At 44.4% G+C, this 13142-nt stretch carries 15 protein-coding genes; 8 read left to right on the top strand and 7 right to left on the bottom strand.

Annotation, left to right across the window (positions count from 1 at the left end):
- Positions 1-23 precede the first annotated feature (23 nt).
- The gene (pdhR, locus tag AACU28_RS11360; protein ID WP_009847596.1) at positions 24-785 is read right to left on the bottom strand and encodes a pyruvate dehydrogenase complex transcriptional repressor PdhR; all 762 of its coding nucleotides are present in this window, start codon (positions 783-785) and stop codon (positions 24-26) included.
- A gap of 480 nt (positions 786-1265) precedes the next feature.
- Positions 1266-1865, bottom strand: a complete 600-nt coding sequence (gene ampD, locus AACU28_RS11355; RefSeq protein WP_017087406.1) for a 1,6-anhydro-N-acetylmuramyl-L-alanine amidase AmpD — start codon at positions 1863-1865, stop codon at positions 1266-1268.
- Positions 1866-1948: 83 nt separating this feature from the next.
- Between ampD and nadC the strand changes: the two genes are divergently transcribed.
- The 8 genes from nadC to yacG all read left to right on the top strand — a co-directional run bounded on the left by nadC (position 1949) and on the right by yacG (position 9096).
- On the top strand, positions 1949-2839 hold the full coding sequence (gene nadC, locus AACU28_RS11350; protein ID WP_061022514.1) for a carboxylating nicotinate-nucleotide diphosphorylase: 891 nt from the start codon (positions 1949-1951) through the stop codon (positions 2837-2839).
- A gap of 254 nt (positions 2840-3093) precedes the next feature.
- The gene (locus AACU28_RS11345) at positions 3094-3567 is read left to right on the top strand and encodes a pilin (RefSeq protein ID WP_121602952.1); all 474 of its coding nucleotides are present in this window, start codon (positions 3094-3096) and stop codon (positions 3565-3567) included.
- Positions 3567-5252 (top strand): type IV-A pilus assembly ATPase PilB, encoded by a 1686-nt coding sequence (pilB, locus tag AACU28_RS11340; protein WP_121602951.1) that lies wholly within the window; start codon positions 3567-3569, stop codon positions 5250-5252. Before AACU28_RS11345 ends, pilB begins: the two co-directional genes overlap by 1 nt.
- 14 nt (positions 5253-5266) lie before the next feature.
- The gene (locus AACU28_RS11335) at positions 5267-6496 is read left to right on the top strand and encodes a type II secretion system F family protein (protein ID WP_102291214.1); all 1230 of its coding nucleotides are present in this window, start codon (positions 5267-5269) and stop codon (positions 6494-6496) included.
- A gap of 67 nt (positions 6497-6563) precedes the next feature.
- Positions 6564-7433, top strand: coding sequence for a prepilin peptidase (locus tag AACU28_RS11330; RefSeq protein ID WP_121602950.1), 870 nt, complete (start codon positions 6564-6566; stop codon positions 7431-7433).
- Positions 7434-7435: 2 nt separating this feature from the next.
- A complete protein-coding gene (gene coaE / locus AACU28_RS11325; RefSeq protein ID WP_108192748.1) occupies positions 7436-8050 on the top strand; it encodes a dephospho-CoA kinase in 615 nt (204 codons plus the stop codon).
- 26 nt (positions 8051-8076) lie between these two features.
- Positions 8077-8817 carry a cell division protein ZapD gene (gene zapD, locus AACU28_RS11320; RefSeq protein ID WP_017087400.1) on the top strand — a complete coding sequence of 247 codons (741 nt, stop codon included), beginning with the start codon at positions 8077-8079 and terminating at the stop codon, positions 8815-8817.
- 81 nt (positions 8818-8898) lie between these two features.
- Positions 8899-9096, top strand: a complete 198-nt coding sequence (gene yacG / locus AACU28_RS11315) for a DNA gyrase inhibitor YacG (protein ID WP_004735515.1) — start codon at positions 8899-8901, stop codon at positions 9094-9096.
- A 312-nt stretch (positions 9097-9408) separates the two neighbouring features.
- Here the strand turns inward: yacG and rplS are convergent, their stop codons facing one another.
- The 5 genes from rplS to ffh all read right to left on the bottom strand — a co-directional run bounded on the left by rplS (position 9409) and on the right by ffh (position 13023).
- Positions 9409-9762: a 50S ribosomal protein L19 gene (gene rplS / locus AACU28_RS11310; protein WP_004735514.1), complete on the bottom strand. Its 354-nt coding sequence runs from the start codon at positions 9760-9762 to the stop codon at positions 9409-9411.
- A gap of 59 nt (positions 9763-9821) precedes the next feature.
- A complete protein-coding gene (trmD, locus tag AACU28_RS11305) occupies positions 9822-10562 on the bottom strand; it encodes a tRNA (guanosine(37)-N1)-methyltransferase TrmD (protein WP_004735512.1) in 741 nt (246 codons plus the stop codon).
- Between the two features lie 26 nt (positions 10563-10588).
- Positions 10589-11143, bottom strand: coding sequence for a ribosome maturation factor RimM (gene rimM / locus AACU28_RS11300; RefSeq protein WP_004735510.1), 555 nt, complete (start codon positions 11141-11143; stop codon positions 10589-10591).
- Positions 11144-11167: 24 nt separating this feature from the next.
- Positions 11168-11416: a 30S ribosomal protein S16 gene (rpsP, locus tag AACU28_RS11295; RefSeq protein WP_004735508.1), complete on the bottom strand. Its 249-nt coding sequence runs from the start codon at positions 11414-11416 to the stop codon at positions 11168-11170.
- Between the two features lie 212 nt (positions 11417-11628).
- Complete coding sequence (gene ffh, locus AACU28_RS11290; RefSeq protein ID WP_004735506.1) at positions 11629-13023, bottom strand: signal recognition particle protein; 1395 nt, start codon at positions 13021-13023, stop codon at positions 11629-11631.
- Positions 13024-13142: the final 119 nt, after the last annotated feature.

The following is a 13142-nucleotide window of genomic DNA, read 5'->3' as shown; positions in this document are numbered from 1 at the left end:
CGTAAATAGCCGAAGTATTACGGCTATTTACCCTGTTGAATTCGACGTAAAGAACGTTCGCGGCGCGATTCTTCTTTGGTCAAATCCATCAATGTTTCTTCGATGTAAGCTAAATGAGAATGTGACATTTCACGCGCCTGTTCTGGCTGCCCTGAAACGATCGCATCTACAATGTTAGCTCGATGTATACTCACTTTCTCCACAACGTCTTTACGACGATGCAACAGCTTTAAATTTTCTAAGACATTTTGTTCGAGTAACGGAGCCAAACTACGAACAATGTGTAATAACACCACATTGTGCGCTGCCTCTGTTAAAGCAATAAGAAAAGCCATCACTGCTGCAGATTCGGCTTCAATATCACCCTTATCTTGCGCGCCGCGAATTTTTTCTTGGCATGCTTGAATTCGAGCAAAGTCTTCATCAGTGCCACGCAATGCCGCAAAGTAAGCCGAAATCCCTTCCATCGCATGACGCGATTCCAACAAGTCTAGTTGGGTTTCAGAATGGGACGACAACAAATTAAGCAAAGGATCTGAAAAGCTTTTCCAGATATTTTCGCTAACAAACGTACCTCCACCTTGACGGCGAGTAAGCAAGCGTTTTGCTTCTAAACGTTGTATCGCTTCTCGGATTGAAGGACGAGACACATCGAACTGTTTCGCTAGTTCGCGCTCAGGCGGCAACTGCTGCCCTGGAGCCAGTGTTCCTTCCACTATCAACCTTTCTAACTCTTGTTCGATGACGTCCGAGAGTTTTGGCTGACGAATCCTTTGATAAGCCATAGTTTGTTGTTCTTCTTTTTCTTCGCTGACAATTGGTAATACCAATTTTAAGTTGGGCAGAAATTAACATAATTAAAACGCCACTGTCCAGTGCAAAATTGACCTGCATCATAGAACACAGCATGAATTAACCATGATTTAACAAATGAAATTTAAAACAGCAACCAAATTGGTCTTACCATTTACAGGGGTAATACTTTTGGGGAGGTTTCGTGCTAGAAAGTTTCAGGATAAAAATGAATTGTTTCAGAAAGATTAGTGCCACTTGTTTAAAAATCAAACCAAGCGCACATTTAGGATGGAAATTCTGTTCATAAGTTTTAATAAATTAGCGTTTGATAAGCTCGTCACACTCTCGATTTATTGATGCTCTCCTCTCCACCACTTTCTTTACATAGCAACAACAAAAATTCACAAGTCATTATGCCAGGCGTTGACTATTCAACGCCTAACAGCAGTAAGGCTATCTATAGTTGAGGCTTAGCCCTTGAGCTTTTCTTTAAATTTCTGCCAGTCGAAAACCAAGCCAGGATCGGTTTTGCGCAGAGGCGCAATATATTGGTGGCCTGTGATTCGTTCAGTGGTAATTTGAGGGAAGCTCGATACCAGTGTTTCCGTTAATTGGGTAAGCGCTTGATACTGCTGCTCGGTGTAAGCCACAAAGTCACTGCCTTCCAGTTCAATACCAATCGAATAGTCATTACACCTTTCACGGCCGGCAAAGCTGGACTGGCCAGCATGCCAAGCTCTATCAAGGAACGAAACAAACTGCACAACCTCACCATCACGACGAATCAAGCAGTGTGCAGACACACCCATTTGGTGAATCACCTGAAAAAATGGATGCTCTTCTGGGTCAAGTTTGCCCGTAAAAAACTGTTCGATGTAAGGCCCACCAAATTGCCCCGGAGGTAAACTAATGTTGTGAACCACCAGCAGAGAGATATCGTCGACGCTAGGTCTAACATCAAAATACGGGGAAGGAACATGCCGAGCGTTGTCATACCATCCGTTGAAGCTGATCGTCATCTTGGTCTCACTTTCTTTTCTGCTAGCACAATAAGATGTGACCTTACCCATAGAGCAGTCACGCTAGCCTCTTTAATTTGAAGTTAAGCAAGAGTATCATTCCATTCCCACTCCCTTTCAAGATTAGATTTGCGATGAAAAACACACATAACAGCCACCAACGCCTTGACTACTTAAAAGAGCAACTGCCTCTCGAGATCACTCGCTCAGTGGCTGAGACCATCAAAGAAGATCTAGGCGGAACTTTAGATCCAGCGGCTGATATCACGGCAAGTCTAATCCCAGCAGACGCAATCAACAGCGCAACCATCATTACGCGTGAGCACGGTGTGTTCTGTGGTAAAGCTTGGGCTGATGAAGTGTTTAAACAGTTGGGCGGTGAAGTCACTATCGAGTGGAACGTAGAAGATGGCGACAAAGTTGAACCAAACCAAACGCTTTGTAGCTTAACTGGCCCAGCACGTGCACTATTAACCGGTGAGCGTAATGCAATGAACTTCATTCAAACGCTATCGGGTTGTGCGACTACAACAGCAATCTACGCAGACAAAGTTAAGCACACAGAATGCCGCTTGCTAGACACTCGTAAAACAATTCCAGGCCTGCGCAGCGCACTAAAATACGCTGTTGCTTGTGGTGGCGGTTTCAACCACCGTATTGGCGTTTTTGATGCTTACCTAATCAAAGAAAACCACATCATCGCCTGTGGTGGTATTGAAAAAGCTATCTCGACAGCAAAAGAGCTTAACCCGGGTAAACCTGTGGAAGTTGAAACTGAAAGCCTAGAAGAGCTAGAGCAAGCGATCAGCGCTGGCGCAGACATCATCATGCTAGACAACTTCACCACAGACATGATGCGTGAAGCGGTTAAAATCAATGCGGGCCGCGCTGCATTAGAAAACTCAGGTAACGTCACTCTCGACACTATCGCAGAGTTCGCTGAAACGGGTGTTGATTACATCTCGGTAGGTGCACTGACTAAGCATCTAAAAGCGATGGACCTATCCATGAGATTTAAAGCGTAATTAACTGAATAGTAAATATATTTCCGTCAAAGGCATTGTTGATAACAGTGCTTTTTTATTACCTAAATTATCAGTATTTCAATCACTTATTTAAGTTGGTCGCATAATTTTGCGCGCCATATGAAACACCACACTAATAAACACGAAACCACTCGCGGCCAAACCTGAACACCATTCCACTTCCCCATCTCGACTTCTATTCTTTCCATCAACCAGTGCTTGCGCTGAAACAAACTAAACAATGGAATAGAACAATGAAAAACAAAAACAAAAGAACAAATCAGAAAGGCTTTACGCTGATTGAATTGATGATTGTAGTGGCTGTGATTGGAGTACTGTCAGCAATAGCAATGCCCCAATATCAAAAATATGTAGCCAAATCTGAAGTAGCCTCTGCTCTTGCTACTCTTACTGGTATTAAAACAAACGTAGAAGCTCATACGGTAGAGAATGGGCTCTTCCCTAGTGGTAGCAATGAAGAAACACCAAGCAAACTTGGAAGCCCTGAAATGCCACTCGGAACTGTTGGATTTTCACGAACAGATAACACTGACGGAGGCGCTATTACCTTTACTTTCGGTAATTCGGTTAGTGATGGAGTAAGTAGTTTAGTTTCTACTAAAAAATTCACTCTTACGCGTACAGCTGTTACAGGTGCATGGGAATGCAAGTCCCCAACAGGAAACGATAATATTCCTTCTGAGTTACTCCCTAAGACTTGTAAGTAATGCTAACGAATCTCCCAACCGTTCTCCGTCAGGCTGACTTACTTAGCCTGACTCAGGAACAAGCCGTTGCGGAACATGTACATGCTTCCGGTGTTTCTACGCCTGAAGCTTTGCTCGTTCTTGATTTCTTCACCGGCGATTCCTTAGCAAATAACATCAAAACCATTTTCGGTTTACCGTTAGTACAACTAGCCAGTACTGACTACGAGACCTTGTGTGAGCAATTAGGGCTTCGTGAGCTTATAACCAAGTATCGCGCTATCCCAATATCTGTTTCTAGCTCCACTCTCACACTTGCCTCGGCCGACCCGACCGACTTACAAGCTGAAGATGACTTTCGATTCGCGACCGGATTGCAGATTGAGTTAGTTGTCGCTAACTACTCTGAACTAGAAGGTGCAATACGAAAGCTGTATGGCCGTTCTATTTCCGGGCAAGATTCGAAACGTAAAGAGATCACCCAAGATGAGCTAGCCAACCTTGTTGAGATATCTGACGACGAGATAACTTCGATTGAAGACCTCAGCCAAGATGACTCCCCTGTCAGTCGCTTTATCAATCAGATTCTAGTCGATGCAGCACGTAAAGGCGCATCGGATATCCACTTCGAACCTTATGAAGAAAACTACCGCGTACGTCTACGTTGCGATGGCATCCTTGTCGAGATCCAACAGCCCGCTTCTCACTTAAGTCGTCGTCTATCGGCTCGCCTGAAGATTCTCGCCAAACTCGATATCGCCGAGCGTCGTTTGCCTCAAGATGGTCGTATTAAATTACGTTTAAACGACGAACTGGCGATTGATATGCGTGTATCTACACTGCCAACATTATGGGGAGAAAAGATCGTTCTTCGTCTTTTAGACAGCAGCGCTGCCAATCTCGATATCGATAAGCTCGGTTACAGCGAGGATCAAAAAGCACTCTACCTTAATGCATTGAAACGCCCGCAAGGTATGATCTTAATGACCGGTCCAACCGGCAGCGGTAAAACGGTTTCTCTCTATACTGGCCTTCGCGTACTCAACACCACTGAACGCAACATCTCAACAGCCGAAGACCCTGTTGAAATCAACCTGTGTGGCATCAATCAGGTACAAGTGACGCCTAAGATCGGCTTTGGATTTGCTGAGGCGCTGCGATCATTTTTACGACAAGATCCTGATGTGGTGATGGTCGGAGAGATCCGAGATTTAGAAACCGCAGAGATCGCGATAAAAGCCTCGCAAACAGGCCACTTAGTGCTTTCGACACTTCACACCAATTCTGCAGCAGAAACCGTGACTCGCCTCTCTCATATGGGGATAGAACCTTTCAACCTCGCTTCATCATTAAGCCTGATTATCGCCCAACGACTGGCAAGACGATTGTGCGACCACTGTAAAGCCGCTGATGACTCACCTGATATATTTCTACGCCACTCTATTCCCAATAGCCAAATCATCTACAAAGCCAACTCACAAGGGTGTAATGAGTGTAATCAGGGATACTCGGGGCGAGTCGGTATCTATGAAGTCATGCCGTTTAGCGACCAACTGAAAAATAGCCTGATAGACAAACCGAACGCGTTAGCCATTGAAAACTTGGCACGTCGAGAAGGCATGAGAACTTTACAAGAATCTGGGCTAGATAAACTGCTTGAAGGCACCACCAGCTATCAAGAGCTACAACGTGTTCTATACCTATAATTCACGGAGCGAAAATGAGTAGTAAAAGCAAACAATCACAACTAAAAAACTACCATTGGAAGGGAATTAATAGTTCTGGCAAGAAAGTATCAGGGCAGAGCTTAGCGCTCACCGAATTAGAAGTGCGGGAGAAGCTCAAAGAACAACACATTCAGATTAAGAAAATCAAAAAGAAAAGCATCTCAGCAATCACTCGTTTAACCCATCGAGTCAAAGCCAAAGACATCACTATTTTGACTCGCCAACTGGCTACCATGTTGGCGACTGGTGTGCCGATCGTGCAAGCCATCAAGCTGGTGTCAGACAATCACCGCAAAGCAGAAATGAAATCGATTTTATCGCACATCTGCAAAGGTGTAGAAGCCGGCACGCCAATCTCAAAAGCGATGCGAACCGCAAGCCGCCACTTTGATGACCTCTATACCGACTTGGTCGCGACAGGCGAACTTTCTGGCAACCTTGCACAAGTCTTCGAACGCTTGGCGACCTATCGTGAAAAGAGTGAGCAACTAAAATCCAAAGTTATAAAGGCACTCATCTATCCTGCAATGGTTGTTGCGGTCGCTCTTACCGTTTCCTACTTAATGCTGACCATGGTCATTCCGGAATTTGAATCGATGTTTTCAGGCTTTGGAGCAGACTTACCTTGGTTCACCCAGCAAGTGCTTTATCTTTCCCATTGGATGCAGGCTTACAGTTTCTATACTGCCATCGGTATTGGTTTATTAATTCTGTCTTTTCAGCAACTGCGTCAGCGCTCCTACTCGATTCGACTTTCAACCAGTCGCCTTGGCTTACGCTTTCCTATCTTGGGTGCTGTCATCACCAAGGCATCGATTGCAAAGTTCAGCCGAACACTTTCAACCAGTTTCAGTTCAGGAATTCCTATTTTAACCAGCCTTAAAACAACGGCTAAAACCGCAGGCAACCTGCATTATGAATCGGCCATCATCGAGGTTCACCGTGAAACTGCCGCAGGCATGCCGATGTACATTGCAATGCGCAATACCAATGCCTTCCCAGAGATGGTTTTGCAGATGGTGATGATTGGTGAAGAATCAGGAAATCTTGATGATATGCTCAATAAAGTCGCTTCCATTTACGAATTCGAAGTAGACAACACCGTCGATAACCTAGGTAAGATTCTAGAGCCACTGATCATCGTATTTTTAGGCACCGTAGTTGGTGGACTTGTTGTCGCGATGTACTTACCGATCTTTAATCTTATGAGTGTGTTAGGATAGTTAAAAGCAACTAAACACCCATGAGCAGCCAACCTCTGCTCACCTTGATTAAGTGGTAAAGGACACTATGGAAGTATTTCACTACTATCCTTGGCTATTCCCCGTATTAGCTTTCATTTTTAGCCTTCTTATCGGCAGCTTCCTCAACGTAGTCATACACCGTTTACCGATAATGATGGAACGAGAGTGGCAACAAGAGTGCTCGGAGTATTTCTCTCAATATAAAATTCCAGCACCAGAGGGAAAGTTTAATCTCAGCATTCCTCGTTCTACCTGCCCGAAATGTAAAACCCAATTAAGAATCATCGACAATATTCCAGTATTAAGTTGGTTGTTCTTAAAGGGCAAGTGCCATAGCTGTGCTAACCCAATCAGCGCTCGTTACCCATTGGTCGAACTGCTTACTGCGATACTTTGTACCGTAGTCGCGAGCCACTTTGGTTTCAGTTACTACGCCATTGCTTTGATTTTTTTCACGTTTGCATTGATTACCGCAACCTTTATCGATCTCGATACTATGCTGTTGCCTGATCAAATTACCTTGCCTTTAGTTTGGTCTGGTATCGCGTTAGCTCTGTTTAATATCAGCCCAGTATCTCTTCAAGATTCCGTAATTGGCGCAATGGCAGGCTACCTAGCACTTTGGTCGGTTTATTGGCTGTTCAAGCTGTTAACAGGCAAAGAAGGCATGGGTTACGGCGACTTCAAACTTCTGGCTGCACTTGGCGCCTGGCTTGGCTGGCAGCACCTACCAATGATCATTCTTTTGTCGTCGCTGGTCGGTTTAGTTTTCGGCTTGATTCAACTTCGCTTGAAACAGCAAGGCATAGATAAAGCCTTTCCCTTTGGACCTTACCTTGCGATTGCGGGTTGGGTGAGTTTGATGTGGGGCAGCGACATCATGGGCTGGTATTTCACTTCTGTACTAGGAATTTGACCATGGCAATCATTATCGGATTAAGCGGTGGTATCGCCAGTGGAAAAACCACCGTTGCTAACCTCTTCAATGAGCATTTTAATATTGATATTGTCGATGCTGATATCGTTGCACGCGAAGTCGTTGCAGTGGGCAGTGACGGCTTAAAGCAAATTACCGACCATTTTGGTGAGGCTATCTTACTTGAAGATGGAGCACTCAACCGAAGTAAGCTGCGTGAGTTAATCTTCTCGGATCCCACAGAGAAACAATGGCTCAATGACCTGCTTCATCCCATGATCCGTAACAAAATTGACAGTGACCTGTCTAAAGTCACATCCCCTTATGGTTTATTAGTCGCACCGCTATTGGTTGAAAACCAAATGCAAGGTATGGCCGATCGCGTATTAATCGTTGATGTGCCAACAGAAGTGCAAATAGAGCGTACGATGAGTCGTGATAATGTTTCTAGGGAACAAGTTGCATCAATTTTAAAATCACAGGCTTCAAGAGAACAACGCTTAGCAGTTGCAGATGACGTGATTAAAAACCATACTAAAAACCAAGAACTTTTGCCTCAAATCACAGATTTACATCAAAAGTATCTGGCAATCAGTACTGTAGATGGGTCAGAATAGAATAATGTTGAATGAAGGTTTGCTCGATGATCACCCACAAATTTGAACATCCTCTAAATGAGAAAACACGCATCTACTTAAGAGTTGAATCACTCTTGAGGCAGCTGCACTTGTCTTCTACATTTTCCGATGCTCAACAGTATCAACTCTTTTTCCGTTCCATCTTTGATCTGATTGAAATCTTCGAACAGATCCAACTTAAGAGTGAACTTGCAAAAGATATTGAGAAGCAGCGTGTAACCTACAAAAGCTGGTTAGATGTTGAAGGTGTCGATCAAGAGATGCTAACTTCACTACTCAACGATATTAGTAACATCTATCGTGAACTGATGCAGGCGGAGCGTTTTGGGCAGTCACTTAAAGAAGATCGCTTCTTGAGTGCCATACGTCAACGCTTTAATTTGCCAGGTGGCTCATGCTGCTTTGATTTACCCGCACTGCATTATTGGCTGCATCTTCCTCTCGATAAGAGAATGCGAGATGCCAAAGCTTGGATGGATAGCCTACAGCCTCTGTATGAAGCTCTAACACTATGGTTAAAGCTCACCAGAGAGACTGGTCACTTTAAAGAGCAAATTGCTCGCGCTGGCTTCTTCCAGAGCGATGCTGATGAAGCGAATATCCTTCGCCTTTCTATTCCAATGCAATACGGTGCCTACCCGATGATCTCTGGGCATAAAAACCGTTTTGCCGTTAAGTTCATGAGCTTTGAAACAGGACAAGCCTGCACTCAAGACATCGAATTTGAATTGGCTGTCTGCAGCTAATTAATTTCCTTTTATAGTTTGGCTTGAGCCCTCACTCGAGCCTAAACTCTTTCTTACAATACCCTCTAATTAAGAATCACTATGTCGAAAAAAATCACCATCGTTAAATGCCCTCAATGTAATGCCGACGTTGAATGGGGCGAACAAAGCCCACACCGCCCGTTTTGCAGTAAGCAATGTCAGATGATTGATTTCGGTGAATGGGCAGACGAAGAGAACAGCATCGCTGGCGCACCAGACATGTCAGATAGCGATGGTTGGTCGGAAGACCCACACTAAGCGAGTAACGAGTAACGAGTAACGAGTAACGAGTAACGAGTAACGAGTAACGAGTAACGAGTAAATTTTGAAGGGTTGGCGTTTAACGTCAATCCTTTTTTATTGCCTATAGCATGGTACGAATAGAGATTCCCTAATCCTCCCTTCGTCAGTCTAGGGAATGACGGTTCAATGTGAGTTTTGTTTTAGTCCGTCATCCCCAAGAGCGAGGAACGAGTGAGTTCGGGATCTCTTACCTGTGAAACTCTAAATAGCAGACACAAAAAAGCGGAGCCAAATGGCTCCGCTTTTATCGATAGAATGCAAAAAGAATTACTTCTTAGTAAGCTTCTCTTTAATACGAGCTGACTTACCAGAACGCTCACGTAGGTAGTACAACTTGGCACGACGTACTGCACCACGGCGTTTAACTTCGATGCTATCAACCATTGGAGAGTGAGTTTGGAACGCACGCTCTACGCCTTCACCGTTCGAAATCTTACGAACTGTGAATGCAGAGTGTAGACCACGGTTACGAATAGCGATTACAACGCCTTCGAAAGCCTGTAGACGCTCACGGTCACCTTCTTTTACCTTAACCTGAACTACAACAGTGTCACCTGGTGCGAATTTAGGAAGGTCTGATTTTAGTTGCTCTTCTTCAAGAGCCTTGATGATGTTGCTCATTTGTATAAATTCCTAGAATAAACTGATACTAAATTTAATAGGTTACTGCTTGCTTTTCGTTAAGAGCGTTGCTCTTTAATGAATTCAGCCAGTAATTGTTCCTGTTCGTCAGTCAGAGCTAGGTTTTCCAGGAGCTCTGGTCTTCTTAGCCAAGTTCGGCCCAACGATTGTTTTAATCGCCAGCGACGAATGTCCTTATGGTTTCCAGACTTGAGTACCGATGGCACATCTTTATCGTCTAGCACCTCAGGGCGCGTATAATGGGGACAATCTAGCAAACCATTTGCAAAAGAATCTTCTTCTGCTGAAGCGAAATCTCCAAGTACACCCGGAACAAACCGAGAGACTGAATCAATCAACGTCATGGCTGGCAGTTCGCCACCCGTCATCACAAAATCGCCAATCGACCATTCTTCGTCGACTTCAGATTGAATAATGCGCTCATCTACCCCTTCATAGCGACCACAAATAAGAAGCAAGTTCTCGTTTGTTGCCAACTCTTCAACACCTTTCTGGTCGAGTTTACGACCTTGAGGTGAAAGATAGATTACTTTCGTCTTTCCCGGTGCTGCTTGCTTGGCAGTTTGGATAGCATCGCGCAAAGGCTGAACCATCATTAACATGCCAGGACCACCACCGTAAGGTCTATCATCAACAGTGCGATGTTTATCATGAGTGAAATCGCGAGGATTCCATGTCTCAATAGATAAAAGACCTTTTTTAACCGCTTGACCTGTTACTCCAAAATCAGTAACAGAACGGAACATTTCAGGAAACAGGCTAATAATGCCAACCCACATGTGTTCTCTCGCTCTGTAATTTGGAGTTAGAATCCAGGATCCCAGTCAACTTCGATCCGGCGAGCTTCGCGATCAACTTTCTTGATCACTTGCTCTTCAAGGTACGGTACTAACCGTTCCTTTTGGCCAAAAGCATCTTTAAGATTTGCTTTAATTACTAGAACATCGTTCGAGCCAGTTTCTAATAGGTCAGTGACCTCACCAAGGTCGTAACCTTTAGTGGTAAAAACTTGCATACCGAACAATTCGCGCCAGTAGAATTCATCTTCTGACAATTCAGGTAACGAAGCAGGGTCAATAGCAATTTCAAAGTTAGTCATCAGTTGCGCGTCTTCACGAACATCTAATCCCGCTAGCTTACATACATAACCTTGGCCATGACGTTTCCAGCTCTCAACTTTGTACTCAACCCACTTACCCTTTTGGTTTAAATACCAAGGGCTGTAATCAAATATGCTTTCAGCATTGTCTGTGTAGGAGAACACTTTAAGCCAGCCACGAATACCATAGGTAGACCCAAGTTTACCCATGACAATTCTATTATTTTGCTCGCTCATCGTTTCTTTACCCTTCATCGACATAAGCTATTTCTCTTTAAAAAAGAATTAAGCCGCTTTTTGAGCGTCTTTAACTAGCTTAGCTACACGATCAGATAGAGATGCGCCTTGACCAACCCAGTGGTTAACACGATCTAGGTCTAGACGTAGACCTTCTTCTTGACCTTGAGCAGTAGGGTTAAAGAAACCTACTTTCTCGATGAAACGGCCAGTTACAGAGTTACGGCTATCCGCAACTACGATTTGATAAAATGGGCGCTTCTTTGCACCGTGACGTGCCAAACGAATGGTTACCATGTCGTCCTCTTTGCTTTCTTAATAAAATAATTAACCCCAAGTATAAGTAAATAGCTTGGGGTCTCGTGCCAAATTAAAGCCCCGGAATTTTACTCTTATTCCGGTGCAATGCAAGGGCTTTAGCTATTTTTTCACCAACATAGCAACCGGACACTTTCTGTGACACGGCTAACACTATGAAAAGTAACGTAGCTAAAGCTTACATTTGTAGATTATCGACCAAACGGGTTAAAACCACCACCCATTCCGCCCATACCTCCACCGCCGCCCATCATGCCTTGCATGTTGCGCATCATGCCTTTCATTCCACCTTTCTGCATTTTCTTCATCATCTTCTGCATTTGAGTGAACTGTTTAAGCATACGGTTTACATCTTGTACCTGCGTACCAGAACCTGCAGCAATACGCTTTTTGCGTGAGCCTTTGATTAGGTCTGGACGCTGACGTTCTTTCATTGTCATAGAGTTGATGATCGCTTCCATTTGCTTGAACATCTTGTCATCAACTTTATCTTTAACGTTGTCTGGTAGCTGAGACATACCTGGAAGCTTATCCATCATGCCCATCATGCCGCCCATGTTTTTCATCTGACCAAGCTGCTCACGGAAGTCTTCAAGGTCAAAGCCTTTCTTCTCTTTGAACTTCTTAGCCAGTTTCTCTGCTTTCTCGGTATCAACGTTTTTCTGTAGGTCTTCAATAAGAGACAGTACGTCGCCCATACCTAAGATACGAGAAGCAACACGATCTGGGTGGAATGGCTCTAGTGCGTCAGTCTTTTCACCAACACCTAAGAATTTAATCGGCTTGCCAGTGATATGACGAACAGACAGTGCAGCACCACCTCGCGCATCACCATCAACTTTCGTCAAGATAACACCGGTTAGTGGTAGCGTATCACCAAAAGCTTTTGCAGTGTTCGCAGCATCTTGACCAGTCATTGCATCAACAACGAACAGAGTCTCTACTGGTTTAATCGCAGTATGAAGCTCTTTGATCTCGCCCATCATCTCTTCATCGATAGCCAAACGACCAGCAGTATCGACAATTAGCACGTCGTAGAATTTCTTCTTCGCATGGTCGATTGCAGCGTTTGCAATATCAAGAGGCTTTTGATCAGCTGAAGATGGGAAGAAGTCGACGCCAACATCGCTTGCTAACGTTTCAAGCTGTTTGATTGCCGCTGGACGGTAAACGTCGGCAGACACAACCAAAACTTTCTTCTTGTCACGCTCAGTCAGGAGCTTAGATAGCTTACCTACCGATGTGGTTTTACCCGCACCTTGTAGACCTGCCATTAAAATAACAGCTGGCGGCTGTGCTGCTAGGTCAAGAGCCTCGTTAGACTCACCCATCACCGCTTCAAGCTCAGCTTGAACGATCTTAATGAATTCTTGACCAGGTGTTAGAGATTTAGAAACCTCAACACCCACAGCGCCTTCTTTTACGCGCTTAACAAAATCGCGGACAACGGGCAGTGCAACGTCGGCTTCAAGTAGCGCCATACGTACTTCACGCAGCGTCTCTTTTATATTGTCTTCGGTCAGACGACCTTTACCGCTGATGTTCTTCAGCGTTTTGGATAGACGATCCGTTAAATTATCAAACATAGTTTTCTCTTCGCTCAAAACTGCGACTATTACTGTGAGTATACATTAGCGCGGATTAGAGTCATACCCGTTGTAGAGCGTTAATCATCCACGCTTGTGATGTGAGACATTATTCACTT

Origin of the sequence: Vibrio sp. SBT000027, from assembly GCF_963894355.1 — a bacterium.
GTDB lineage: Bacteria > Pseudomonadota > Gammaproteobacteria > Enterobacterales > Vibrionaceae > Vibrio > Vibrio splendidus.
The sequence above is the reverse complement of the archived record's forward strand: the minus strand, read 5'-3'. Positions and strand labels throughout refer to the sequence as shown.

Bases quoted from the DNA above. Each gene is read 5' to 3' on its own strand.
- pdhR (WP_009847596.1), bottom strand. From the start codon at position 785: ATGGCTTATCAAAGGATTCGTCAGCCAAAACTCTCGGACGTCATCGAA.
- ampD (WP_017087406.1), bottom strand. From the start codon at position 1,865: ATGGGTAAGGTCACATCTTATTGTGCTAGCAGAAAAGAAAGTGAGACC.
- nadC (WP_061022514.1), top strand. From the start codon at position 1,949: ATGAAAAACACACATAACAGCCACCAACGCCTTGACTACTTAAAAGAG.
- AACU28_RS11345 (WP_121602952.1), top strand. From the start codon at position 3,094: ATGAAAAACAAAAACAAAAGAACAAATCAGAAAGGCTTTACGCTGATT.
- pilB (WP_121602951.1), top strand. From the start codon at position 3,567: ATGCTAACGAATCTCCCAACCGTTCTCCGTCAGGCTGACTTACTTAGC.
- AACU28_RS11335 (WP_102291214.1), top strand. From the start codon at position 5,267: ATGAGTAGTAAAAGCAAACAATCACAACTAAAAAACTACCATTGGAAG.
- AACU28_RS11330 (WP_121602950.1), top strand. From the start codon at position 6,564: ATGGAAGTATTTCACTACTATCCTTGGCTATTCCCCGTATTAGCTTTC.
- coaE (WP_108192748.1), top strand. From the start codon at position 7,436: ATGGCAATCATTATCGGATTAAGCGGTGGTATCGCCAGTGGAAAAACC.
- zapD (WP_017087400.1), top strand. From the start codon at position 8,077: ATGATCACCCACAAATTTGAACATCCTCTAAATGAGAAAACACGCATC.
- yacG (WP_004735515.1), top strand. From the start codon at position 8,899: ATGTCGAAAAAAATCACCATCGTTAAATGCCCTCAATGTAATGCCGAC.
- rplS (WP_004735514.1), bottom strand. From the start codon at position 9,762: ATGAGCAACATCATCAAGGCTCTTGAAGAAGAGCAACTAAAATCAGAC.
- trmD (WP_004735512.1), bottom strand. From the start codon at position 10,562: ATGTGGGTTGGCATTATTAGCCTGTTTCCTGAAATGTTCCGTTCTGTT.
- rimM (WP_004735510.1), bottom strand. From the start codon at position 11,143: ATGTCGATGAAGGGTAAAGAAACGATGAGCGAGCAAAATAATAGAATT.
- rpsP (WP_004735508.1), bottom strand. From the start codon at position 11,416: ATGGTAACCATTCGTTTGGCACGTCACGGTGCAAAGAAGCGCCCATTT.
- ffh (WP_004735506.1), bottom strand. From the start codon at position 13,023: ATGTTTGATAATTTAACGGATCGTCTATCCAAAACGCTGAAGAACATC.